Raw genomic sequence first — 24,593 nt, 5'->3', positions numbered from 1 at the left:
ATCAACGACCAGTGCAAACAGTCATTAAGCAGAGTAGGGTTAGCCGGAATGCTCAGCGGGCGATCGGGAAAAGTGCAAACAAACGCTTAGAGATGGTCTTGGAGAATGCTGAAGAAGCTGGTTGCGATTGGATTCGTTCCGAGGGATGGCGATCAATGGCTCAAGAATGGCTAAATCAGGAGCAGCTCAACGGGCGATCGAGAGATTACATCAAGAGATTACAGAGAAGGATAGGGACTATCGAAAAAGTTCCTATCCTCACTGTAATGTCCATCAAAAAGTAATGCCCATCCAAAATCAAACCGTAGCAATCAAGCAGCGGCAATCAAGCAGCAGAATCAAGCATGAGGCATCAAAAATCAAGCAATCACAAAGCTTGAATGAAGCACTCAATTCAGACCTGATTTAGGCAGCCAGGGCCTGCTCGATCGCGCCGATCAATTCAGCCGAATCCGGTGCGATGCGGCTGGGGAAACGACCCAGAATTTCGCCATTTTTACCAATCAGAAACTTTTCAAAGTTCCACGCCACATCCCCAGTCGGCTCGGCTTCCGAGGTTAGGCGGGCATAGAGCGGGTGTTGCTCGGCTCCCTTGGCATGTACCTTGTCAAACAGCTCAAAAGTCACGCTGTAGCGCGTTGAGCAGAAGGTCTTAATTTGGTCATTGGTTCCGGGTTCTTGGGAACCAAAATCGTTGCAAGGAAAGGCCAAAATCCGCAGACCTTGGGCACTATATTTTTCATGCAAGGCCTGAAGTCCTTGATATTGCGGCGTGTAGCCACAATAGGAAGCCACGTTCACAATCAAAAGCACCTGCCCTTGATAGCTGCTGAGGGCACGGTCTTCGCCGTCAATGGTTTTGACTGAGAGATCGGTGATGGTTGCCATGATGAGTGTGCTTGTCGTGTCGCCGGTGATGGTTGTCTAGGATAGCGGTTTGGGATGGAAATGATCCCGGGGGTGACCCTTCGGGGGGCTAGCCCAACCCTTGCACAATTTTGAGCGCTTCGGTCACGTGGCCCTTGGCATTCAACAGATCGTTGAACTGGTGGCGCACAATGCCCGCTTTGTCGATGACGTAGGTAACCCGGCCCGGAACCACAAACAGCGTGTTTGGGACACCGTAGGCCTTGCGCAGGGCCCCATCGCGATCGCTCACGAGGGCGAAGGGCAGACTATATTTTTCCGCGAAGGTTTTGTGGGAATCCACGGAGTCGCTGCTCACGCCGATCACTGCTGCGCCGGCCCCTTGAAAGGCTTCGTAGCTATCGCGGAAAGCACAGGCTTCGATCGTGCAACCGGGCGTGTCGTCCTTGGGGTAAAAGTAGAGCACGACGGGTTGCTTACCCGCAAACTGACTCAGGGTAATGGTTTCGCCCGTTTGAGCTGGCAGGGAAAAATCCGGCGCGCGATCGCCCACTTGAATAGCCATAGGAACCTAAGGAAATCATTGCGATTTGTGAACCATGGCTAATGCTACCGCAGGGCCCATGGCGGCTGACCGATCGGCCCAAGGAAGCAGCGGACGGCGGAGCAATTTTCAGGATTGCCTAAGGGAGGCCGTCCCCTTCTTCAAAGTCGGGCTGACTGGGGCGATCGGGCTGCCACCGCACCGGCCGCTGATTGAGGGGCACGCGGCCCGTTTCCGCTTCAACGGTGGCTCGATTGCGTGCGGGGTCAAAGTTTTGGGTCATTTCCGATCGCAAGGTCTGCACTCGGGTTTCCACCAGGCGCACTTCCGCTTGCAGTTGCCGTAATTCTGCCCGACGGGTGGCATAGAGCGGGATCCACTGCACCAGCGCCGCGATCGCAATGAGCGCCAACAGGCTGTTAACGGACAGCTTGAACAGGCTTTCCAGGGCGATCGACCGATAGGACGCAGACTTCGGCAGTTGCTTGGGACGCAACCTGGGTCGGCGTTGTACCGGTGGATCAGGACGGTGCTGGGGCTGGAAAGCGTTCATCAAAACCAGTGAGTGAGCGCAGTTAAGCAGAAATGGATAGTTGAGCTAGTGGGCTGCACCCTGATACACGATGTGATCCCCCAGCATGGTCTGGGTTTCAGGAAACCCAAATCCCCCAAGGTTCTAGCAATTTGCTTGTGATTCGGCAATGTGCTAGGGGCAGTAGGGAGGATTACCCCTCTCCGTAAAACTGGTGCAATGGGGGTGACTTTTTTAACGACGGCAGAACTGAAATTCGTGACCCTAAAAATCAGAGAAGATCAGCAGCAATCGATCGTTGAGTCTGGCGGCTGCCCATAGTTAGTTCATCCAGAATGGGGGATCAGATCCGGATGAATTCCTAACGACTCATAAATCAATGAATTGAGTAATCAAACAGACTAATTAGACTAGCTCGTTAGCCAGACGATTAATCAATTTATTAATCAATTCATTAATTGCCCTTGTTAATTGCCCTCGAATTGCATCACCCTTGAATGGCGCATGGTTTGCCTTGGAAGTAAGCCAGCCTACCGCAAGCCAATCTACTTTGAAGCCGATGCAAACCTATCTTGAAATCCTGGGCAACAGGTGATCGATCGGTTGAACGCGACATTTTCAGCAGCATTTTTGCATCAATGTCTCTAAATGCCTCTAGAGGACTGTTGAATCCTGTTGAGATTCTTGGCTCTTTGGCATCAATGCAATTGCAACGCAATTAAAGCAAGCGAAAGTCTATGATCCTTAAGCTTTTGGAGGTGTTATCAATCCTGCGGAAGGACTTGATCAGGATGATGTTTGGTGCTGGGAAAATCTTTTGAGAATTTCTGAGGAAGGCTTTGAGGGCTAATTCTTTGGGGGCTAATTGAAGAATGATTCAGAGGATTCAGATCTTGAGCTTGGGCATGGTTAATCATGATCAGTAGCAACAGCAGTGTTAGTTCAGAAAATTTCACTCGAATTTAAGTGGGTGATCTTCTTGAACAAACGCTGTGAAATCAAAAGCAACAGCAGTGTTAGTTCAGAAAATTTCACTCGAATTTAAGTGGGTGATCTTCTTGAACAAACGCTGTGAAATCAAAAGACTTTGACGGAGTAACTAACCCTAAGCTGACAGCTTTAAAACCATCGACTGGGGGTTGAGACTTTGGGTCAGAGCCTTCAGGATGTTACCGCTAAAATGCCCAAACACGGCATGAAGAGAGCACCCGCAGGGGTTAAGTCTTGGTTAATGGCGGATTGTCCGCAACCACCCCGCCTAGTCCTAGCACGCGATCGCCCCTGAAGCAAGGCGATCGGGCTGAATAATGAGTGGTTCCGTGTTGGGCGGGGTTGGTGGGGTATTATTCGGTACTCGCGCAGCCGCCGATTTGTCAGCAATTTCTTGTTGATTTACTGCCGATTCGCAGTCGCCCAATCAGCGCTTGCTTCGTGTGCTTGCGGGAATGCCCCTGATTCGAGATCACCCCGCGATCGGGTCGAGCACCGTCAAGCGCCATCAATCACCATCAAGCGCCATTAATCGCCATCAATCACCGCAAATTAGCCCGGTGTATCCTCAAAACCGTGCAGGAATGTGCCTGGGAAACCGCTGCCCGATCGCCCTGGGCCAATCCGGCCGACTTCCAGCCAATGGAGCGAGCAGCCTTTGGTAGACTGGACAGCATCTATCAACCCCAGCCATCAATTTGGCGGCTTGGGTCTCAGCTCCCTGCCCTAGCGCGGGGTCAACCAACACTTCAAAAGACACCTAGAGGCATCATTCCATGCAAGTTAATGATCTCGGCTTCATTGCCAGCATTCTGTTTGTGGCAATTCCTGCTGCCTTTTTGCTGATTCTTTACATCCAGACCGCCAGCCGCGAAAACAGCAAGGGCTAATTGGCCAAAGCTCGCTTGGGGCTAATCAACAGTTGAGTCGTGATCGTTTTCAACTCGCCAGTTCTGATCTGTTGCGATCGGGGGTGGCGCTGAGGCGGTGAGCAAGGAAAGTTTTTTAAAATCCGTTTGGGAGAGGGTCTGGCGTTGCCGGGCCCTTTCTTTATGGAGGTTATTGGGTTGTTGAGGGGCGGTTTGTGCGCGATCGGGATTGCCTGGGATTGCTGGTTGAGGGTCGATCTCCTGGTTGCGGAGTGGTTGGCGATGGCGGTTTGTGCGTGATCGGTGGGCGGGAAGGATGGGATGGGGATGGGATGATGCCATGCTCGATCGAGCAAATCCGATCAAGCAAATCTGATCAAGCAAATCCGTAAGCAAAAGCTGACTTATTGGCGCTGTTCGATCGCAAGTTCCCACTCCGGCTCTACACTAATGGTCTCTCGGATGGTCTCTCGCGTGGATCCAACTTATTCACGACGTAGTGATGACACAGGCGACAAGGCAATGGCAACCGGGCGATCGCGTCCCCCAGCCGATCGCCCGGCGATGAACCGTGACTGATGAGCCGCGACCGGTCGGCAACCCGGCCAACTGAGTAACCACCCCTTTTTTGTAGCGAATCAATCCGGCTGATGGATAACAAATTGATGCTGATGATTCCGGGGCCCACCCCGGTTCCGGAACCCGTGCTGCTGGCCCAGGCCAAACACCCGATCGGTCACCGGAGCGGCGACTTTGGCAAGATTATGGCCGAAGTGACCGAAAACCTGAAATGGCTGCACCAAACCCAAAATGATGTGCTGATCTTGGCTTCGAGCGGCACGGGGGCCATGGAAGCCGGCATCATCAACTTCCTGAGCGCGGGCGATCGCGTGTTGGTGGGCACGAACGGTAAGTTTGGCGAACGCTGGGCCGAGGTGGCAGAAGCCTACGGTCTAACGGTGGAAACCCTGACGGCGGATTGGGGCAAACCTTTGGATCCCCAAGCCTTTGCCGATCGCCTGAGTGCCGACAGCGACAAGAGCATCAAGGCCGTGATCGTCACCCACAGCGAAACCTCCACGGGGGTGATCAACGACCTGCAAACTATCAATGGCCATGTGAAGGCTCATGGTGCGCTGATGATGGTGGATGCGGTCACCAGCTTGGGCGCAACCAGCGTCCCGATCGATGAGTGGGGCCTGGACGTGGTGGCTTCCGGCTCCCAAAAGGGCTACATGATTCCGCCCGGTTTGGGCTTTGTGGCCGTCAGTCCCAAGGCTTGGGAAGCTTACAAAACCGCAACCCTGCCCAAGTACTACTTAGATTTGGGCAAATATCGCAAGGATGCCGCCAAAAACAGCACGCCCTTCACGCCCCCTGTGAACCTGTTCTACGCGCTGCAAGAGGCCTTGCGGTTGATGAAGAAAGAAGGGCTGGACAATATCTTTGCGCGCCATGCTCGCTTGCGGGCCGCGACCCGGGCGGCCGTGGCGGCCCTGAATTTGCCGCTCTATGCACCCGATGATTGCGCCAGCCCGGCGATTACGGCGGTGATGCCCCAGTCCGTGGATGCGGAACAGGTGAGATCGGTGATGCGCAAGAAGTACGACATCGCCTTGGCCGGTGGTCAGGATGCGCTGAAGGGCAAGATCTTCCGCATTGGTCACTTGGGCTTTGTGAGCGATCGGGACGTGCTGACGGCGATCGCCGCTCTGGAAGCCACTTTGATTGAGTTGGGGGCTGAGGTGACCTCCGGCGCTGGGGTGGCAGCAGCGGCCAAGCATCTGATCGGCTAATTCCAGCGGGTTAGTGCAATTCTGGATTGGGGTGTACGGCCGTACACCCCTACAGGATTCGCGCCCCCAACGAAAAAATTCCTAAACCAAATTTCTACAGTAGTAGCGCGGCTGCCTTAACTCATGGGGTCAACGTTGCGGAGTCAATACAAAAACATGACGACTTCAGGGGTGAGAACGCGGCGATCGCGCAATTGGCATCGGCGGTTGGGGATGTTGTTGGCCGCCTGTGCCACAACGATCACAACGTTGCCTATGGCTGCTCGATCGTTGGCCCAAGAGACGGGCCAAACAATTCAGGCGATCGAGCTGCTGCTGCAACCCAATGCTCCGGCTGCACCCCCGATCGCGCCAGATTCCAGCGGCCCTGACCTAAATTCCGTCCCCAATTCCACACCCAACTCCAGCGCTAATTCCGGCTTCGCGCCCACTTTCGAGCCGAACAATTGCCCCTTTACCCTACCGCCGGAGTTTGCCCGGGAAACGGTGCGCTGCGGCATGGTGACCGTGCCCGAGCGGCACAGTAATCCCACCGGGAAAACCATTCGTCTGGGGGTGGCAATCTTAAAAAGCAAGAGTGCCAACCCGCAACCGGATCCGCTGGTGATGGCCCAAGGGGGGCCGGGTGGATCAATGTTGGAGTTGTTGCCGGCCTTTTTGCCCTCGTTGGCGGGAATGCGCGATCGGGACATTATTTTGTTCGATCAACGGGGCACACGCTATTCAGAACCCTTTTTGTTTTGCCAAGAAGTCTATGATTTCAAGGTGCAAAATGCGCGGTTCCCCGACTCACCGGCCCTGCGCGATCGCTATCAAGCGGCCGTGGCGGGCTGTCGCGATCGGCTCAAAAATTCCGGTGTGGATTTGGCGGCCTACAACAGCCTAGAAAGTGCAGCGGATGTGCCCTTGGTGGTGCAAGCGGCGGGGTATGGCGGCCCGTTCAATTTTTATGGGGTGTCCTACGGGACGATGTTGGCCCAGCACCTGATGCGCGATTTTCCCGATCGCCTGCGATCGGTGATTTTGGATTCCGTTGCGCCCCTGGATACCAGCTTCATCGTGCATTTACCGCGCAATACTGATCGGGCCCTGCGGCGGTTTTTTGAAGCTTGTCGGCGCGATCGCCTTTGTGGTTCCACCTACACCACCCTTGAACAGGACTTTTTGGGAGCCGTGGCCAAGCTGCGGGCGCGCCCCCAGGTGATTCAGTTGCCCAACTATGGGGAGCTTCAGGATTTGTTGGAAGGTCGGCTCTCGATCGAGAATTTGGATCCGAATCGGCTGGCGGTTCCCGTGTTGTTGGATGGGGATGGGTTCATTTCTGCTGTCAGCACGGCGTTTTATTCCTCCGCCAGCATTCCCAAGTTGCCCCAGGCCCTGCGGGAAACTCGCCAGAACAATTATGCGGGAATTTTGCGCGTGTTGCCGCTGTTGCTGTTTAGCAAAAGCCAGGCCGATGGGGTTTATAACTCCGTGATGTGTTCGGAAGATGGCGGATTTACCTTGGCGGAAGTGGATGCCAGCGGTGTATATCCGGAAATTGCCCCGGCCCTGCTCCAAGCGCCTGAGGAACTGTTGCGCACCTGTCAAACTTGGCAAGTGCCGGCCCTGGCTCCTAAGGCGAATCAACCGGTGCGCAGCTCTGTGCCCTCGTTGCTGTTGTCTGGGGAGTTGGATCAGGTCACGCCGCCAGAGTTTGCGGAACGGGTGGCCCGGGGGTTGGATCGCCACTATCGCTACGTGCTGCCGGGTCTGAGTCACGCGGTGTTCGGGAGTTCCGATTGCGTGAGCCAAATTATGGGAGGGTTTTTGCAAGCGCCCGATCGCGCCCCCAATGCGGCCTGTGTGTCGCAAATGCGGACGCAATTTGAAGTGCCCAAAACTCTGCGGTTCACGCCGGCCACGGCCAACAATCTCGGGATCAGTATGGTGATTCCAGCGGGTTGGCGCTTGAGTATGCAAGGACTGGCTCCGGTTTGGAGCGAGGTGGATGGCAGCGGGTTTGCCACGGGGCGGGTGTTGGCGGTGTCGGTGGCCCAACAGTCCACGGCGGAAGTGTTGCGATCGCTCCCTTACCCCACCCGATCGCTCGGAGAACGACGCTATCGGAACCGGCGCTGGCAACTGTATACGATCGATAATCCATCCCTGGCTTCGATCGTTGCCCTGTACACGCGCCAGGGCAAAACCTACGTGGTGGCGATCGACAGCGATTCCCTTTGGCATCGGGATGCGGTTTTGGAAGGGGTGCTCAGTAATTTCCGAATTCAGTCCCGCTAGGTGGGGGCCGCTTTGGAAAATGGGAATCATCCCTTCATGGAGTGACGGCAGCCGCCCGGAGCCTATGGATACCCCTGTTGCTGATGCTTGGCAGTTACTCAATTGGCATGTCATTGACCCTAAGAATATTGGTGATTTGCTCGCGGCTCCGAGTCGTTATTTGACATTAGCCGCCGATCAACAGGCGATCGATCTGCGCCGCTTAGATCCAGAAACCCGCGACCAAACCCAAGCGGAATTATTATTCGGTGATCGCCCGATCGTGCATGTGTTGGGTGGAGGTGGCCTATTGTTCGATCGCTTTCAAAAGGCGATCCAAGCCCTGGTTCAGCAACGACAACAATCACCCGATCGAACCAAACTAATTGCCTGGGGCCCCGGTCAGCAGATCTACGGCAAATTTACACCCCAACAAATTCAAAATTTTGACTATCGAACCTATCTGGATGGGTTTGATTTAGTGGGGTTGCGGGATGCCCATGTGGAGAATTTGGGCTTGGGTTACCATTGGCTGCCCTGTGCCAGTTGCCTGCATCCCGCCTTTGACCAACCGAGGCTGATTCGCCATGAGTTTGTGGTGTTTTCCCACAAAAAATTCCAGATTGATTTCCCCGATTTTCCCCGCATGACCAACGAGGAAACGGATTTTGAAACGGTTCTCAATTTCCTCGGATCCGGCGAAACCATTCTCACCAGTTCCTATCATGGAGCCTATTGGGGAACATTGTTGGGGCGGAGGGTTTTGGCCTTTCCGTTCACCAGCAAAACTCACACCCTGAAACATCAGCCGGGCATTTTCCCGATCGAGCGGTGGCGGCCCGCCGGTTGGCAACTGAAATTACTGGGAAAAACCTGGATCGATCGCCGTCGGTACGATCGATTCACCTGTGATGTGACGGGCTGGCAACGCTTTTTAAAACAATGCCGCACCTATCCCGAAAGTTTGCAGGAAACGCGCGATCGTAACCATTGGTTCTATCAACGAGTCCTGGAGTTAACCAGCGCCGCCCCGACTTGAGTTAAACTCATAGACTGGTTTTCGCAACTATTTCCCGTCCCCGATCGCCCTGCTTACCCCCGCCCTATGCCGTCGCCAGCCCCCCTCAGCGGTTCCCAAATTCGCGAAAAATTCCTGGCTTTCTTCGAGGCCCAGGCCCACAAGCGCCTGCCCAGCGCCTCCCTGGTTCCGGAAGATCCGACGGTGTTGCTGACGATCGCCGGGATGTTGCCCTTCAAGCCGATCTTTTTGGGTCAGCAAGCGCCCGCCACGCCACGCGCCACCACTTCCCAAAAATGCATCCGCACCAACGACATTGAAAACGTGGGCCGCACCAAGCGCCACCACACTTTCTTTGAAATGTTGGGCAACTTTAGCTTCGGGGACTATTTTAAAAAAGAGGCGATCGCCTGGGCTTGGAAACTCTCCACCGATCCCGAAGTGGGCTTTGGCTTAGACCCGAAAAACATCGCCGTTAGTGTGTTTGAAAGCGACGACGAAGCCTTTGCAATCTGGCGCGATCAAGTCGGTGTACCCGAACATCGCATTAAACGGATGGGCGAGGCCGATAACTTTTGGGTCTCTGGCCCCACCGGCCCTTGCGGCCCTTGTTCGGAACTCTATTACGACTTTTTCCCCGACCAAGCAGGCGAAGTTGACCTAGAAGATGATGAGCGGTTCATCGAGTTTTATAACTTGGTGTTCATGCAATACAACCGCGATGCAGACGGCAATCTCACGCCCCTGCAAAACCAAAATATCGACACCGGAATGGGCTTGGAACGGATGGCCCAAATCCTGCAAAAAGTGCCGAATAACTATGAAACGGATCTGATTTTTCCGATCATTAAAACGGCCGCCGATATTGCCCAGGTTGACTACACTAAAGCCGACGAAAAAACCAAGGTTTCCCTCAAGGTGATTGGCGATCACGTGCGCGCTGTGGTGCATTTGATTGCTGATGGGGTGACGGCTTCTAACCTCGGTCGGGGCTACATTTTGCGGCGGTTAATTCGGCGGGTGGTGCGCCACGGCCGCTTGATTGGAATTGCCGGTGAATTCACCACAAAAGTGGCCGAAACGGCCATCGCCCTGTCGGAAGCGATCTATCCGAATGTGCGCGATCGGGCCGACTACATCAAATCGGAATTGCAACGGGAAGAAGCCCAATTCCTGAAAACCCTGGAACGGGGCGAGAAACTGCTCGCAGAAATTCTGGCGAAAAATCCCCAACAAATTTCGGGAGCCGATGCTTTCGTTCTGTATGACACCTTTGGTTTTCCGCTGGAATTGACCCAGGAAATCGCCGAAGAGCAGGGCATTTCCGTGGATGCGGCCGGGTTTGAAGTGGAGATGGAAAAGCAGCGGGAACGGGCCCGCGCCGCCCACGAAACGATCGATTTGACTGTCCAAGGCTCGATCGACTCCCTCGCCGAAAAAGTCCAAAAAACCGAATTTTTGGGCTACCAAAACAGCGCTAGCACCGCCCAAGTGGAAGCGCTGCTGGTGGCGGGCAAAGTAGTAGAAACTGCCAGCGCCGGGGACGAGGTGCAAATTCTGCTCGATTGCACCCCCTTCTATGCGGAATCGGGCGGACAAATTGGCGATCGCGGTTATTTCAGCGGCGATGATTTGCTGGTGCGAATCACCGATGTCAAAAAGGAATCGGACTTTTTTGTGCATTTCGGGCGAATCGAGCGCGGCATCCTGAAAGCCGGTCAAACGGTGTCGGCAACGATCGATCAAGCCTGCCGCCGCCGGGCCCAAGCCAACCACAGCGCCACCCACCTGTTGCAAGCGGCCCTGAAGGCGCTGATCGACCCCAGCATTTCCCAAGCCGGTTCGCTGGTGGACTTCGATCGGCTGCGGTTTGACTTCAACTGCCCCCGCCCCCTGACCGCCGACGAGGTGGCCCAGGTGGAAAGCCAAGTGAACACCTGGATTGCGGAAGCCCACGGCGCGGTGGTGGCGGAAATGCCGATCGCCGATGCCAAGGCCAAGGGCGCAACGGCGATGTTCGGCGAGAAATACGGCGACGTGGTGCGCGTGGTGGACTTCCCCGGCGTGTCTATGGAGCTGTGCGGCGGTACCCACGTGAGCAATACGGCGGAAATCGGCGCATTCAAGATTATTTCCGAAGCGGGCGTGGCTTCCGGCATCCGACGGATTGAGGCGGTGTCGGGCCCGGCAATTTTGGACTATTTGAACCTGCGTGATCGGGTGGTGCGCGACCTGAGCGATCGGTTCAAGGTGAAGCCTGAGGAAGTGCTCGATCGGGTCAGCACCCTGCAAGAGGAGCTGAAAACCAGCCAAAAGCAACTGGATGCCCTGAAAGCGGAACTGGCGATCGCCAAGTCCGATAGTTTGGCCAGTCAGGCCGAGGCGATCGGTGACTTCCGCATTTTGGTAGCGCGGTTGGATGGAGTCGATGCGGCTTCCCTGACCACGGCGGGCGATCGGCTGGCCCAAAAGCTGGGCGACGGCGCGGCGGTGGTGCTGGCTTCGGCTACCGATGACGGCAAAGTGAGCCTGGTGGCGGCCTTCGGCAAAGCGACGATCGCCAAGGGCCTACAAGCGGGCAAATTCATCGGGGCGATCGCCAAACTCTGCGGCGGCGGCGGCGGCGGCAAACCCAACCTGGCCCAAGCGGGCGGCCGCGATGCCAGCAAACTGGACGAAGCGATCGCCGCCGCGAAAACCCAACTGCAAGGTGCGATCGGGTAACGCAATCGCAATTGGCCTAAAAACTCGTTAACCAGCAGATGCCGATCGCTCCTAGGTCGGCATCTGTACTTTTATGCTGACTCAATGGGATCAGCGATACTGGAGCTAGGCACTTCTGGTCAGAATTGTGCTTGGACTATTAACTGGAACTCCTTAAATGCAAGCAGATTTAGTTGTGCGCGGTGCAGATGGGCGTTTGGTGCTGATGGTTGAAGTCAAACGCTACCGCCAAAAATCGCCTAGTTGGGTTGCTCAGTTTCGCCAGAATCTGTTAGCCCATGGCGATCAGCCCAACGTGCCTTATTTCCTATTTGCATTCTTAGATCATTTTTATCTTTGGTGTGATGCAGAGCCTATCCCATCGCTCCGAGAACCTGATTACATCATCAACGCAGAGTCAATTCTTCAGCCCTACTTTGATCGTGCCAATATTTCTAAAGATCAAGTCGCTGGGCAAAGCCTGGTCTTAATTGTTTCCACTTGGTTGGCAACACTAATCTATGCCAATCCAGAGCCGAGTGACTTGGATGAGTCTCAAAGCTGGATTCTGGAATCGGGGCTTTATTCAGCTATTCAAGGAGGAAAAATTGAGCATGAGGTTCTGGTTGCATGATCAGTGTCTATGTTGAGACTAACTTTTTTCTAGAGTTGGTCTTTCAGCAGGAAGAATATGAATCTTGTGAAGTAATTCTGGCGCTATGTCAATCACATCAACTGAAGTTGATCGTACCTGCTTACTCATTAGTTGAACCCAATGACAAGCTGTATCGACAAGCTCAAAAGCGTAAAAAGCTTCAAGAAGAGCTTAATCAAGAGCTGAGTCAGCTACGAAGGTCAGAAGCTCATCGAACTCGTATTCAGAATCTACAAGATACTGCCAGCTTAATCATTGCGAGTACTCAAGAGGAACAATCAAGGTTTTTGCTTTATCGGAATCAGTTGCTTGACGCGGCCGAGATCATCACTCTTTCTCAGAAAATTTTGAATCATGCGACTATTTGCGAGTCTGAATATGGCTTAAGTGCCCAAGACTCAGTTGTGTATGCTTCGGTTATCCATCATTTGGAAGAGAAGAAGCCGCAGGAAGCTTGTTTTCTGAATCGAAATTCTAAGGACTTTGATCGCCCTGATATTGTGGAGTCCCTACAAAATTTGAACTGCCGAATGATTCCTAGATTTGATCATGGTCTTCAGTTTATAAATTCACAACTATCAGATTAGAGCTTTACTCTTGGTCGAGAAATTCAACTGAGACACATTAAAGTCTTGAGTCATAATCAAATAAGGCGATCGCACTGAGGCTAACAATCCATGATCGATCTTGCAACGATCGCACCGAACCCAATCGCTGCTTCCTTGGACGAAGGCTGGCTGGCTGGCGCTTGGACAGATTTTCGCCAGCAAGCCGATCGCCCCGAATTCGCAGCGGCTCGATGCTTTTATCACGATGGTTGGTTTTTGATTGATATGTCACCAGTTGGGCCACTGCACGGACGAGATAACACACTGCTGAGTGCAATCATTTTGTTGTATGCCATGCAGCAAGGCATACGAGTTCATGGCTACACAAACACAAGCTTCCAGAAACCAGGAGAACGGGAAGCTCAGCCAGACATTGCGTTTTATTTGGGGGACGATCGCCGCTTGCTACCAGCTAATAATGCAATCGTCGATCTGAATCAGTATGCGCCGCCCACGTTGGTGATCGAAATTGCCGCCAGTTCCCTCAATACAGACTTGGGATTTAAGCGACTGTTGTATGAACAGTTAGGAATTCAGGAATATTGGGTGGTGGATTCGGTGCAATCCCAAGTGATGGCATTTGGAATTGATCAGGGTCGTAGCGGCGTGATTGAAACGTCCGCAGTATTACCCAATCTGTCGATCGCCCTAGTTTCCGAAGCCTTGCAACGGAGCCAACAGGAGAGCCAAGGGGAAACAATACAATGGCTGATGCAACAGTGGACTCAGGCAGAGCAAGCCGGATAATTCCTGAGGTTTATGCGTGACACCCTAGAGTCCGTGTAAGAGTTTTTCGGTTAGAACTTGGGCGCGATCGACTGGAATTCCTTGCTGCTGATCGATGAATAGTTGATCAATTCCTTGCTTAGGCTGATGAAGCAGGACTTTGGGGCGCTGCTGACCCATTTGGATGTAAACATCGCCCGATCGCATCGACTCCACGGGATATTCAGGAATGCGATTTGAGATCCACCCAAAGAAACCATCGCCCTCAATCGGGTCATCAAACGTGGCAACATAGCGATCAAAGCTCTGCTCACTTGCTGAGACCCAAATTCCCCAGAGAAAGGGGCGATCAATGCCATGAATGGGGACTTCCAGCACTGCTCGAACAAATCGATCGACTGTGCCATTTTCATAGCGAATCACGCATAGATCATCGGTCAGCGAAGCGATCGACTGCTTCTGTTCCTCGCTAAGTGCCACGTAGGGATCGGGCGCTGTGAATCCAAAGCTTGGTGATCCTTCATGCACTTCATGACAGTAGGTACATTGAAACGAAAAGTCCATTTGATCTATAAATCTTGAACTTGGGGACACAATCCTGAGCTGAGTTTCGCTACATTGGAGAAGCAGATCAGGACTTAACGCCCGATCGTCCACCTATTATTGTCCGGTGAACCGATGAAGACGCAACCTGATGATCTTAATCCAGACCAGAACCTGACGACTTGGCAGCGATTTTGGGGCGGCACTGTTCTGGGGCTTTTGGGACTGGCTTTCGCTGCGCTCTACTGCTATGGCGTGGCGGATGTGCCTTGGCCGGTGGGTGGTTGGTTTTTGGGTTTAGCGGCTAGTGGTTTGTTGGGTCTGGTGGCGGTGAAGCTGAAAGCCGATCCAGGCCGAATGTTGACTGCTTTGCTGGATTCGTTACCCGGTTGAGCACAACCAACGCGATCGAGTTAACCCCTGGAAATCAGGTAATGGCTCGTTCTATGGCAGTGATTAGCCCCGGCAATGCCAGATGAATAGTGTCCCAAATGACTTCGAGATCGATCGCATCATATTCATGAATCAGGCGATTTCGCATCCCAATCACTTTAGCCCAAGGAATGCTCGGAATAGCTGCTTGAGTTTCAGTAGAAATTCTACGAGCGGCTTCACCAATGATCTCAAACTGACGAATGACCGCAGCTTGGCGCATTAAATCTTGTTCAAATACTTCCCAGTCAATACCCCGCACAAAGCTTTGCGCCAATTGTGCAGCGTTTAGCATATCTCGTAGGTAGTTTGGTTCACGAGGCTGCATAAATCACTTGAGCAGAATCTAGGATGGCTTGACGGCGTTGCTCATTGCGGCTGCGCTCTAGTCCTCGGCGACTGATTAGATCAACTTTTCGTTGGAAAATTTGTTGAATTTCATCTTCCATATCTGCCCAGTCAAACAGTGTCCAATGCGCATCCGGGGAAAACGAAATAAGCACATCAATATCACTACTTTCGGGTTGGAAATCGTCTCTTAGGACTGACCCAAACAATGAAAATTCCGTAATTTTCCAGCGCTGGCAGAAGGCTGAAATTTGGTTCTCATTGATCGCAACTTTTGAGGCGCTGACTCGAAAGCTTTGCATGAGTAAATCTCCATTGACCACTGACAAAAAGCTAGTAGGGTGGGCATTGCCCACCACCCTCTAGCCCAGGTGTTATCTATCTTCCAATCCATGATGACCCTCTGCCAAAGGTGATCGGATGTGCAGAACGATGATTATGAGGTGGGCAGTGCCCACCCTACTGCTGCTACTATGAGCTAGCAGTGCGGCTATTCTCTGACACCAAATCGGTTGTATAGCATCTTTTTCAGTGCATCACTACCTCGCGCAACAAACTCATCTTCAGTTTCAGTTGGGGATGGTGATCCAACTTGGTCACTTAGCTCCGAAATGAATTGATCATCATGGATAAAATTTGTCACTCTCTCTGCAAATTTGTATTTTTTAGACAATTCATCCTCACTTTCATCACTGCCTGGTGCTGAAGGCAATAGGCTACTTACTGCTAGAGTCAGCGAACTCTCGACAGCCGATACCAATGAGTTCGCAGATGGCAAAGCTGATGCAGATGAGCTTTTAAGTTGCTGCATGAATTCTTTAAACGTTGTCATACCTAGCCTTGACCTTTGGATTGATTCTTCCAGTTTCGATAGAATGCACGAAGTAGTTCTCCGAACTCTTTCACGATTGCGTCAATAATTTTGCGTTTCGTTGGTTCGTCCAACTGATTCCAAAAACTTTGCACCCATGATGCAATTTTCTGTATCCAATTGATGATCATGTATCAGCCCTACCAGTCATCCGTAGTATCTCAGTATTTAGTAGGTTGGGTTTCGTGCCTCAACCCAACGCTAACCTTCTAAGTTTACTCCGGTCACTAAGCTGTGATTGTAGTAGCCGGTTGTCGATCGCGCAGTTCCAAATAGATCAACAGCGCGTTGATATCCGCCGGGTTCACGCCGCCGATTCGCGAGGCTTGCCCCACCGTGAGGGGACGCACCTTTGCCAGTTTTTCCCGCGATTCCTTCGAGAGCGTGTCGATCGCCTGGTAATCCAAATTTTCCGGTAGGCGGCGATTTTCTTGGCGGGCGATCGCCTCGATTTGTCGTTGTTGCCGCTGGATGTAACCGGAATATTTGATTTCGATTTCTGCTCCTTCCGTTTCGGTGCGATCGAGGTCGGGATTGCCTAACCCAAACTCCGCCAATTGTTCGTAGTGGAAGCCCGGCCGCTTCAGCAATTCCGCCAGGGTTACGGAGCCTTTGATCGGGCCGCCTGTGGCCGCCACGATCGCCGGAGCTGACGGGTCGTTTTCCTTAACCCGCGAGGTTTGCAGCCGTTCCTGTTCAGCGGCAATATTCGCCTGTTTGGTTTGGAACAGATCCCAGCGGCGATCGTCAATCAAGCCAATTTCGCGACCCAAAGGCGTTAACCGGCGATCGGCATTGTCCGATCGCAACAACAGCCGATATTCTGATCGCGAGGTCAGCATTCGATAGGGTTCGCGCAATTCTTTCGTGCACAAATCATCGAGCAGCGTGCCAATATAACTGCTTTCGCGCGGCAAAATTACGAGCGGTTTTTGTTGTGCCAACCGAGCTGCGTTGATGCCCGCCACTAACCCTTGGGCGGCTGCTTCTTCGTAACCCGTGGTGCCGTTAATTTGTCCCGCACAAAACAGCCCTTCCACGGTTTTGGTCATCATCGTGGGATAGCACTGGGTGGCGGGTAAGTAGTCATATTCCACCGCGTAGGCTGGGCGCAACATCGTGCAGTTTTCCAGCCCCGGCAGCGATCGCAACATGGCAATTTGCAAGCGTTCCGGCAAGCCCGTTGAAAAGCCTTGAATGTAGAGTTCCGGGATTTCTCGCCCTTCCGGTTCAATGAAAATTTGGTGCGATTCCTTGTCGGCAAAACGCACGATTTTGTCTTCAATGCTGGGGCAATAGCGCGGGCCCTTGGCATCGACCCAGCCGCCATAGACCGGCGACAAATGCAGATTTTCTTGGATTAGGCGATGGGTTTCGGCGGTGGTGCGGGTCAAATAGCAATTCATTTGCTCCCGCTCAATGTGAGCTGCCGGGTCGAAGCTAAACCAGCGGTTATCGGGGTCGGGCGGTTGGGGTTCCATTTTGCTGAAGTCCACCGATCGCCGATCGACCCGGGCGGGCGTGCCGGTTTTCAGGCGATCGGTCTCGAAGCCCAGCCGTTTCAGGGTGTCCGTCAGCCCCACGGCGGCGAATTCCCCGGCGCGACCGGCGGGCATCGACTTGTTGCCGACCCAGATGATCCCGCCCAGGAACGTGCCCGTGGTCAGCACCACCGATCGACAGCGGAACGCCACGCCAAAATAGGTTTCTACGCCGATGATTTCGTCGTTGTTTCCCAAAATCAGATCCGTGACCATCGCCTCCCGGATCATCAAGTTGGGCTGATTTTCCACCACCTGTTTCATTTCGGCGGCATATTCGCGCTTGTCCGTTTGGGCCCGCAGCGCCCAAACCGCTGGGCCGCGGGAGGCGTTCAATACCCGCTTTTGCAGATAGGTGCGATCGGCGATTTTGCCAATTTCACCGCCCAATGCATCAGCTTCATGGACAAGCTGCGACTTGGCCGGGCCGCCCACGGCTGGGTTGCAAGGCTGCCAGGCAATTTTGTCCAAATTCAGGGTAATCAGCAGGGTTTTGCAACCGAGCCGGGCCGCCGCCAAGGCCGCCTCGCAGCCCGCATGGCCGGCTCCCACGACAATCACATCGAAGTCGTCTTGGAAATCGGGTTGAACGGGGCGATCGAGAGCGGCGACAGTCATGGGAAATTTGGGGCGCAAATCAAGGCGTACAGGAATTTTGACACATTTGGCTGAGGTCTTGGATTCGCCATGGGGCTGATCAGAGGATCATTCAGGCGATCAGATGGCGACCAAATCTTGATGAGATCTCAATTAGATTCCCAGGCACTTTTCGACGGATTTTCTAAGCAATTTTTAGTGGATGGGGGGCATGGATTGCCGGTGCGATCGCCAGCGCAATAGCCCAAACACGATCGCCATGAATCCCAACCCCGACACACTGGCCAATGGGTTGCCACCAATGCCCGTGAGCCAAGCGGGCACGGCCGGGTTGTAGTGCCCCATGCCACTGAGGCTCAGAACAGTAATGGTGCAAACCCAACCGCCATGCATCCCGATCGACCAACCCAAACTGCCCGGTTGGGCCCGCCCCAAGGCCCGCGCCTGCACCATGGTCATTCCCAGCAACCACAGGCCCGGCCATTGGGGCCAAGTGGCCAAAACCGCATCCAAAGGCTTCAAAAAATGCAGGGTCGCAAAAATTGCGCTCGTCCAAATGGCCGCTTGTTTCCGGGGCATGGAGTGGCGAAATTCTGCCAAAAACCAACCTCGAAAAAACAGCTCTTCGAGGAACGCAATCCCCACGCCGTTGAGGATGCCATTCAGCCAAATGGTTAACCAGGACTGATTAGGCGGCATTTCCCACCAAAACCAACCCAACAGGTAATAGAGACCATGGAGCAGGGCAAAACTCCCGATCGCGATCGCCACGCCCATCGCCAAATCCTGCACCATGCCCCGGTTCCAAGACCAACCATAGGCGGAGAGCGGCCGTTGCTGACCGCGCACCCGTCGCCCCCACAGCCACAGGGTGGTCAGAATGGCCAAATATAAGGTCAACACCGCCATCAGGTTGGTGAGGTTGTGGCTCCAACCCAGGGACAGCACCAGGGGCCAGCAGGTGAGGGCCGCCACCGGCAACCACAACACCAACAACACACCGATGAAGCTGGCAATCCGCAAGGGCAGGGGATAGGCCGCGAGCTTGGGAGCTTGGGCCAAGAGGCGATCGAACATGAGCGCTACAGTTTCTCCGTCGTGGCAGGACTAACGCAGTCAACGGCACGGCGCACTCAGGCTGGTGCGGGTGGCTGAAGCTGAGGGCTGCGGTTCCAATGGGTCAGTTTAGAACTAACTCAGAACTAACTGAGAGCCAAATCAGGGTCAACTCAGGGTTCATCAACAGGTCAATTTAGACCTAAATGAAGATGCCTGAGAAGTCACTTGGGGGACTGGCAAAGCGCCAAGAGTCCCGGGTTCGAGGAGCTTCAGCCCCCGGTCTGCGTCGATCGAGGCGATCCACAGGGTAGCAGTTTTGGTTTTTCAGACCTCCTGCCAGCCAAGACGAGGCCAAGACGACCTCACCGGATTTGACGGAGATCGATTATGTGGCAATCATGCGGCAATTTGCTCAATTTCTCACGCCACTAATCAGGAAAATTAGGCAGTTTCTTTGTGATCGAGACTGATCAAACGAAGTCTGGCGATGTTTAAGTGGCCTATCTGTGGCATGGTCATCTGGATTGCCAGAAAGTCAACTTCAGCGGAGCTACTATTCATCTTCAAAAGATAGAAATCAATCAGAGATATAGGAAAAATCGAAGAATGAAAGAAAAAACAAAATAGAACCAGAACAAATTGAATGCTCCGGTTCTATGAAAGATGAAAGTACAGAACTCGATTGACAGCTAGCTGTGAACCGCTTTTAGCAGGCTCTGAAATTGGGGCTGAAATGGAGTGGCCCCAATCAAGAGCAATGCAATGGTATGAAAGCCTAGGAAGCAACGTTGAAGAGATTAAGCACTGACCGGGTTCAACACCTTGCGAGGTCGGTACTGCTCTCCTTTCAGTTGATTGCGCAGTTGATTCAATAGGCTATAGAAGGTGGGTAACTGTCCAGCGATCGAGAAAACAGCTTTTTGGGGAGTTGACAGGTAGTAATAAACCAACTCTTTAACCCGCTGTTGCATTTGCCAATCACCGCTCATAATTGCCTTGCTCATCATGGTTTTGCCCAGCTCCATGAAGATTGATTGGCTGATTTGATAGTGATCGCGGTGCTTCAAAAAGACCCGAAACTTAGCGGTTAAGCGCTGTTCGTTGGCATGGGCAGTGCGGGAGTAGCTGGCAGGATTGCTGCATCGATACAGGCTGGAAGGCACGGGATCGTAAGCCCAGGTTTGGCCATGAATGACCCGCAAAACCAATTCTAAATCCTCTGCACCGGATGCTTTTTCATCAAACCCACCAACGGCTTGCAGGTGCGATCGACGGGCGGCCAAACTCGACAGTTCCAAGATGCCATGCTTGCGATAAAGCTGGAAATAAGTGGCGTGATCTAGTTGCCCCGTTGGCTCTGAAAATGGGCCCGTATCGGACATGGAAACCACTCGATCGGCACTGATGGAATAGTGCTCAGCGGCGGCCAAATAAAGCACATCGTCCGAGTTGCCAACTAAGTCTTGAATGCGTTCTAAGTGGTTTGGTTTCCACCAATCATCGGCATCTAAAAAAGCAACCCAATCACCAGTGGCGGCGGCAATTCCTGCATTTCTGGCTCCTCCGGGGCCCAGATTGGGTGTGCGCAAAATTTTGGTTGGTACTGGGCTACGACGGAGGCACTCGATCGAGCGATCGGTAGAACCATCATCAACCACAATGACTTCGCTAGCTGGAATGGTTTGTTCGGCAATGCTTTGCAAAGCCTGATTGATCCATTGTTCGGCGTTATAGCAGGGGATAACAACTGAGAATTTCATGAAGAGTCACCAAATGAAGACGTAGAAGAACATTTGGTTAAGTACCGCTTGATCCCAATCATAGATTTTGAGACCTTTTTTCGCCTAGTCTCTTCATCAACACTTCATAATAGCGATTTGGATTGTGAAAAACTCATGAAGATTTTATATTTCCTCCGGATTTCGCTCCACGCCAAGTCCCCCGGGGCAGTCGATCGCCCCGTTCCCTATAAAGCCAAAAAATACGCCGGATCAAATTGACCCAGCGTAATATAGTAATATAAATGGTCGATTAAAAAACGAACTTAAGTTCAGCAACAGAAGTTCAGCAACAAATGAGCACCAAATCCTTAACTGGCTAGGTATTCACGGATGTCTGCCTTGTGTTTGCGGAGCTTGGTGAGAGCTTCGCGTTCAATTTGGCGGACGCGCTCGCGGCTAATTTGCAGGCGATCACCAATTTTGGCCAACGTGAGCGCCTGACCGTCACTTAACCCAAAGCGCAGAGAAAGCACTTCCCGCTGTTGGGGGGTCAAGTCGGCCATGATGGTTTCAATGTCGCCGCGCAGGGAAGACTGGGTGGCGAATTCCTCTGGGGAGGGCCCTTCGTCTTCGAGCAGCTCACCAAGTTCCGTGTCTTGGTTGTCACCCACTCGCAAATCCAACGATAGGGGCTGGCGGGCCCGTTCCAGGTAATCCCGGATTTGCTTGGGAGAGAGGCCAATTTCGTCGCCCAACTCGGCGATGGTGGCGCTGCGGCCCAGTTGTTGCGACAGGGTGCGCTGGGCTTTTTTGATTTTGTTCAGTTTCTCGGTGATGTGGATCGGGAGGCGGATGGTGCGCCCCTTTTCCGCGATCGCCCGAGTGATGGCCTGACGGATCCACCAATAGGCATAGGTACTGAACCGATAGCCCTTGGTGGGGTCAAACTTCTCAACGCCGCGCTGCATCCCGATCGTGCCCTCTTGGATCAGATCCAGAAGGTCCACATTTCGCTTGATGTATTTCTTGGCAACGGACACCACGAGGCGCAGGTTTGCTTCCACCATTTTGCGTTTGGCGCGATCGCCCTCGCGAATGGCGGCTTTCAGCTCATCTAGGCTCAAACCGATTGCCGCTGCCCATTCCGCCAAGCCGGGTTCATAGCCCAGGCGCAGGGTCAGCTTGTCTTTTTCCTCTTGCAGAACGTTGAGGCGTTGTACCTGCTTGCCCAAGACGATTTCTTGCTCGTGGGTGAGCAGGGGAACGCGACCAATTTCACGAAGGTAGGCGCGAACGAGATCCGTAGCTGTGGGGTCTTTTTTCATGGCAGTTCGGCTCCGCGAACGACCGCTGGGCAACTGAGGAAACTCTATAGTAACGAATTTTGAAGTCGTTTTGCGGTTTTGACGGCAAATTAGTAAAGAAATATCAAAACTCGAAATCATTGCGTTCTCTAATTTTAGAATACCCACCTTTGGCGAGGTGGTCTGCATCTTGAATCACAAAATCCTGAATTGCCCGTCATTGTGCGGCTGGCCAGGGTTTGACAAAACCAGGGCGATCGGGGAAACCAGCGGCTGAGATCGGGCAAAAATGTGCTGATTTTCGCAATAAGCAAGATGGATGGGCGCACAAAACCCGGTTTGCAAAATTCGTGACTGCCTGATGGGGCCCCACGGGGCGATCGGCTTCAGGGGATCGGTGGGGATCGGCAGCAATAAGCACTCCCAAAACACCGAACCGCTGGTAAAACAGTTACAGCCCTGCATAGCATCTGATCTCTATATAGAAGCGATCGCCCCATGAGAATCCTGTTTGTTTCCGCTGAAGTAGCTCCCCTGGCCAAGGTGGGTGGCATGGGCGATGTGGTTGGTGCGTTGCCCAAGGTGTTGCGGGCCATGGGCCACGACGTGCGGATCTTTATGCCGTTCTATGGCTTCATCGCTGACAAGTTAGTGGACGCGCCCAAGGAGCCAATTTGGTGGAGCGATGCCATGTTTCAGCGGTTTGCCGTCTATGAAACAACCCTGCCGGGAACCGATGTTCCCCTATACCTAATGGGGCATCCGGCATTTTGGCCGCGGCGTATCTATTCTGGGGATGACGAGGATTGGCGGTTTACCCTGTTTGCCAATGCCGCCTCGGAATTTGCCTGGAACTATTGGAAACCTCAGATTATTCACTGCCACGATTGGCACACGGGCATGATTCCGGTTTGGATGCACCAATCGCCGGACATCTCGACGGTCTTTACGATTCACAACCTGGCTTACCAAGGGCCTTGGCGCTGGAAATTGGAGCAAATGACCTGGTGTCCTTGGTATATGCAGGGCCACAACACCTTGGCGGCGGCGGTGCAATATGCCGATCGGGTCACCACGGTGTCGCCCACCTATGCCCACCAAATCCAAACCCCCACCTATGGCGAGCAGTTGGAGGGGTTGATGTCTTGGATTAGCGGCAAGCTGTCGGGAATTGTGAATGGGATTGACACGGAGGTTTACGACCCAGCCACCGATCGCGCTTTGGTCAAACCGTTCACGGCCGAGACGATCGAGAATCGCCGGTTGAACAAGGTGGCCCTGCAAGAGGAGATGGGCCTAGAGATCAATGCCAACACGTTCCTGGTGGGGATGGTGTCGCGGTTGGTGGAACAAAAAGGGGTGGATCTGATCATGCAAACGATCGATCGCTTCTTGGCCTACACCGATTCGCAGTTTGTGCTGCTAGGAACGGGCGATCGCTACTATGAAACCCAGATGTGGGAACTGGCGGCCCGCCATCCTGGCCGCGTTTCAGTCTTTTTGCTATACAACGATGCCCTTTCCCGCCGGATTTATGCCGGGTGCGATGCGTTCCTGATGCCGTCGCGGTTTGAGCCTTGCGGAATCAGTCAAATGCTGGCCATGCGCTATGGTTGCATCCCGATCGTGCGGCGAACCGGCGGCCTGGTGGACACAGTGCAACATAACGATCCCGTGGGCCAAGCGGGCACGGGCTATTGTTTCGATCGCTATGAACCGCTGGATTTGTTTACCTGCATGGTGCGGGCTTCGGAAGCCTTCCGGTTCAAGGCGGAATGGCTCAAGTTGCAGCAGCGGGCTATGGGCCAAGATTTCAGTTGGGAAAAATCCGCGATCGAATACGTGAAGCTTTACGGCAACCTGCTGGGAATCCCCGAATCGGAACTGGGGATCCTAACGCCCGTGGCGGAACCGGCCGCCCACGATCGCCTAGAGGCGGCCTTGTCCTAGGGGCTGATGCTGCCTCCCAGGCTTGCAACGTTCTTTAACAATTTGAGCCAGATTCTCAGAATCCGGGCTTTTGTTCCTCAGCGATCGGCCATGGCCGATCGCTTTTTGATGGGCTGTCTTGGGTGGCTCGGGGCAAAAAACCGGACTTTGGAGGGATCAAACCCGGCCATTACCGTCACCAGAAACCCTTGAATGGGCGGGATTAGCCGACGTTGGGCACGGTGAGGCAACGCGAGGAAAACCATCCCGAGGGATTTGCTTGACAGATCGTAAACATGTTGTTACATTTATTTACATAAGGCAACAAAGCGTTGCGATCACCCCGAGAGGTTGTCATGGTTTTACTCATCGCACTGTTCGCGATCGGCTGGCTCGCAGCCGTCGTCCTCGGAACCCAAGCCTATTTCCTGGGCGAGCAGACCAAACCGATCCACTCGCGCAACTGGAATTCCCAAGAATTTGAAACCCTGGCCCAAGCGATCACGGGTTCCTCGATCGATTACGGCAAGCGCCGCCCCGCCTATGCCTACGCCATGGATGCGTATACCAGCAAGCAGGTGACCCAACAGTAGGGGCAGGTTTTGAACTGCAAAAGCCTTTAGCTGAATTTCAGCCGCGTTAATCGTCTCATTTCTTTTCTCCTCTCTCGACGGCTTCAGT

At 53.5% G+C, this 24,593-nt stretch carries 24 protein-coding genes; 12 read left to right on the top strand and 12 right to left on the bottom strand.

Annotation, left to right across the window (positions count from 1 at the left end):
• The first annotated feature begins 145 nt into the window (after window positions 1-145).
• Complete coding sequence (locus tag H6G53_RS08320; protein ID WP_190531964.1) at window positions 146-409, top strand: hypothetical protein; 264 nt, start codon at window positions 146-148, stop codon at window positions 407-409.
• Here the strand turns inward: H6G53_RS08320 and H6G53_RS08315 are convergent.
• From H6G53_RS08315 to H6G53_RS08305, 3 genes are all read right to left on the bottom strand, one after another.
• Window positions 406-888 (bottom strand): glutathione peroxidase, encoded by a 483-nt coding sequence (locus H6G53_RS08315; protein WP_190527614.1) that lies wholly within the window; start codon window positions 886-888, stop codon window positions 406-408. The two genes, H6G53_RS08320 and H6G53_RS08315, sit on opposite strands and share 4 nt — an antisense overlap.
• A gap of 88 nt (window positions 889-976) precedes the next feature.
• Complete coding sequence (locus H6G53_RS08310; protein WP_099532508.1) at window positions 977-1,432, bottom strand: peroxiredoxin; 456 nt, start codon at window positions 1,430-1,432, stop codon at window positions 977-979.
• Between the two features lie 118 nt (window positions 1,433-1,550).
• On the bottom strand, window positions 1,551-1,964 hold the full coding sequence (locus H6G53_RS08305; protein WP_143472955.1) for a hypothetical protein: 414 nt from the start codon (window positions 1,962-1,964) through the stop codon (window positions 1,551-1,553).
• 1,745 nt (window positions 1,965-3,709) lie between these two features.
• Here H6G53_RS08305 and psbM point away from each other — a divergent pair.
• From psbM to H6G53_RS08265, 8 genes are all read left to right on the top strand, one after another.
• The gene (gene psbM / locus H6G53_RS08300) at window positions 3,710-3,823 is read left to right on the top strand and encodes a photosystem II reaction center protein PsbM (protein WP_099532510.1); all 114 of its coding nucleotides are present in this window, start codon (window positions 3,710-3,712) and stop codon (window positions 3,821-3,823) included.
• Between the two features lie 629 nt (window positions 3,824-4,452).
• The gene (locus H6G53_RS08295; protein ID WP_190355251.1) at window positions 4,453-5,598 is read left to right on the top strand and encodes an alanine--glyoxylate aminotransferase family protein; all 1,146 of its coding nucleotides are present in this window, start codon (window positions 4,453-4,455) and stop codon (window positions 5,596-5,598) included.
• Window positions 5,599-5,754: 156 nt separating this feature from the next.
• Window positions 5,755-7,878 (top strand): alpha/beta hydrolase, encoded by a 2,124-nt coding sequence (locus H6G53_RS08290; protein ID WP_190531962.1) that lies wholly within the window; start codon window positions 5,755-5,757, stop codon window positions 7,876-7,878.
• A 64-nt stretch (window positions 7,879-7,942) separates the two neighbouring features.
• Window positions 7,943-8,896, top strand: a complete 954-nt coding sequence (locus tag H6G53_RS08285) for a hypothetical protein (protein WP_190531960.1) — start codon at window positions 7,943-7,945, stop codon at window positions 8,894-8,896.
• A gap of 66 nt (window positions 8,897-8,962) precedes the next feature.
• A complete protein-coding gene (alaS, locus tag H6G53_RS08280; RefSeq protein WP_190531957.1) occupies window positions 8,963-11,599 on the top strand; it encodes an alanine--tRNA ligase in 2,637 nt (878 codons plus the stop codon).
• A gap of 205 nt (window positions 11,600-11,804) precedes the next feature.
• On the top strand, window positions 11,805-12,212 hold the full coding sequence (locus tag H6G53_RS08275) for a hypothetical protein (protein WP_347343112.1): 408 nt from the start codon (window positions 11,805-11,807) through the stop codon (window positions 12,210-12,212).
• Window positions 12,209-12,820, top strand: coding sequence for a PIN domain-containing protein (locus H6G53_RS08270; protein WP_199309181.1), 612 nt, complete (start codon window positions 12,209-12,211; stop codon window positions 12,818-12,820). Before H6G53_RS08275 ends, H6G53_RS08270 begins: the two co-directional genes overlap by 4 nt.
• Window positions 12,821-12,910: 90 nt before the next feature.
• Window positions 12,911-13,588 (top strand): Uma2 family endonuclease, encoded by a 678-nt coding sequence (locus H6G53_RS08265; RefSeq protein ID WP_190531955.1) that lies wholly within the window; start codon window positions 12,911-12,913, stop codon window positions 13,586-13,588.
• Between the two features lie 24 nt (window positions 13,589-13,612).
• Here the strand turns inward: H6G53_RS08265 and H6G53_RS08260 are convergent, their stop codons facing one another.
• A complete protein-coding gene (locus tag H6G53_RS08260) occupies window positions 13,613-14,131 on the bottom strand; it encodes a DUF2199 domain-containing protein (RefSeq protein WP_190355246.1) in 519 nt (172 codons plus the stop codon).
• A gap of 114 nt (window positions 14,132-14,245) precedes the next feature.
• On the opposite strand from H6G53_RS08260, the gene H6G53_RS08255 reads away from it, so the two are divergent.
• On the top strand, window positions 14,246-14,503 hold the full coding sequence (locus H6G53_RS08255) for a hypothetical protein (protein ID WP_190355245.1): 258 nt from the start codon (window positions 14,246-14,248) through the stop codon (window positions 14,501-14,503).
• Window positions 14,504-14,537: 34 nt separating this feature from the next.
• Here the strand turns inward: H6G53_RS08255 and H6G53_RS08250 are convergent, their stop codons facing one another.
• The 7 genes from H6G53_RS08250 to H6G53_RS08220 all read right to left on the bottom strand — a co-directional run bounded on the left by H6G53_RS08250 (window position 14,538) and on the right by H6G53_RS08220 (window position 22,004).
• Window positions 14,538-14,837 (bottom strand): DUF86 domain-containing protein, encoded by a 300-nt coding sequence (locus H6G53_RS08250; protein WP_242030780.1) that lies wholly within the window; start codon window positions 14,835-14,837, stop codon window positions 14,538-14,540.
• 19 nt (window positions 14,838-14,856) lie between these two features.
• Window positions 14,857-15,192, bottom strand: coding sequence for a nucleotidyltransferase family protein (locus H6G53_RS08245; RefSeq protein WP_099532522.1), 336 nt, complete (start codon window positions 15,190-15,192; stop codon window positions 14,857-14,859).
• Window positions 15,193-15,380: 188 nt separating this feature from the next.
• On the bottom strand, window positions 15,381-15,722 hold the full coding sequence (locus H6G53_RS08240; protein ID WP_190531951.1) for a hypothetical protein: 342 nt from the start codon (window positions 15,720-15,722) through the stop codon (window positions 15,381-15,383).
• Window positions 15,723-15,988: 266 nt separating this feature from the next.
• Complete coding sequence (mnmG, locus tag H6G53_RS08235; RefSeq protein WP_190531949.1) at window positions 15,989-17,920, bottom strand: tRNA uridine-5-carboxymethylaminomethyl(34) synthesis enzyme MnmG; 1,932 nt, start codon at window positions 17,918-17,920, stop codon at window positions 15,989-15,991.
• 174 nt (window positions 17,921-18,094) lie between these two features.
• Window positions 18,095-18,976: a CPBP family intramembrane glutamic endopeptidase gene (locus H6G53_RS08230; protein ID WP_190531947.1), complete on the bottom strand. Its 882-nt coding sequence runs from the start codon at window positions 18,974-18,976 to the stop codon at window positions 18,095-18,097.
• A 779-nt stretch (window positions 18,977-19,755) separates the two neighbouring features.
• Window positions 19,756-20,718, bottom strand: coding sequence for a glycosyltransferase family A protein (locus tag H6G53_RS08225; protein ID WP_190531945.1), 963 nt, complete (start codon window positions 20,716-20,718; stop codon window positions 19,756-19,758).
• Window positions 20,719-21,047: 329 nt separating this feature from the next.
• Entirely contained in the window at window positions 21,048-22,004 is a 957-nt protein-coding gene (locus H6G53_RS08220) for an RNA polymerase sigma factor, RpoD/SigA family (RefSeq protein WP_099532528.1), read from the bottom strand.
• A 477-nt stretch (window positions 22,005-22,481) separates the two neighbouring features.
• Between H6G53_RS08220 and glgA the strand changes: the two genes are divergently transcribed.
• Complete coding sequence (gene glgA, locus H6G53_RS08215) at window positions 22,482-23,933, top strand: glycogen synthase GlgA (RefSeq protein WP_099532530.1); 1,452 nt, start codon at window positions 22,482-22,484, stop codon at window positions 23,931-23,933.
• 77 nt (window positions 23,934-24,010) lie between these two features.
• Here the strand turns inward: glgA and H6G53_RS08210 are convergent, their stop codons facing one another.
• Window positions 24,011-24,178 carry a hypothetical protein gene (locus H6G53_RS08210; RefSeq protein WP_190531943.1) on the bottom strand — a complete coding sequence of 56 codons (168 nt, stop codon included), beginning with the start codon at window positions 24,176-24,178 and terminating at the stop codon, window positions 24,011-24,013.
• Window positions 24,179-24,268: 90 nt separating this feature from the next.
• Between H6G53_RS08210 and H6G53_RS08205 the strand changes: the two genes are divergently transcribed.
• A complete protein-coding gene (locus H6G53_RS08205; protein WP_099532531.1) occupies window positions 24,269-24,505 on the top strand; it encodes a photosystem II protein, Psb35-related in 237 nt (78 codons plus the stop codon).
• The last annotated feature ends 88 nt before the right edge of the window (window positions 24,506-24,593 follow it).

It is taken from the genome of Limnothrix sp. FACHB-406, assembly GCF_014698235.1.
Taxonomy (GTDB): Bacteria; Cyanobacteriota; Cyanobacteriia; order CACIAM-69d; family CACIAM-69d; genus CACIAM-69d.
The sequence above is the reverse complement of the archived record's forward strand: the minus strand, read 5'-3'. Positions and strand labels throughout refer to the sequence as shown.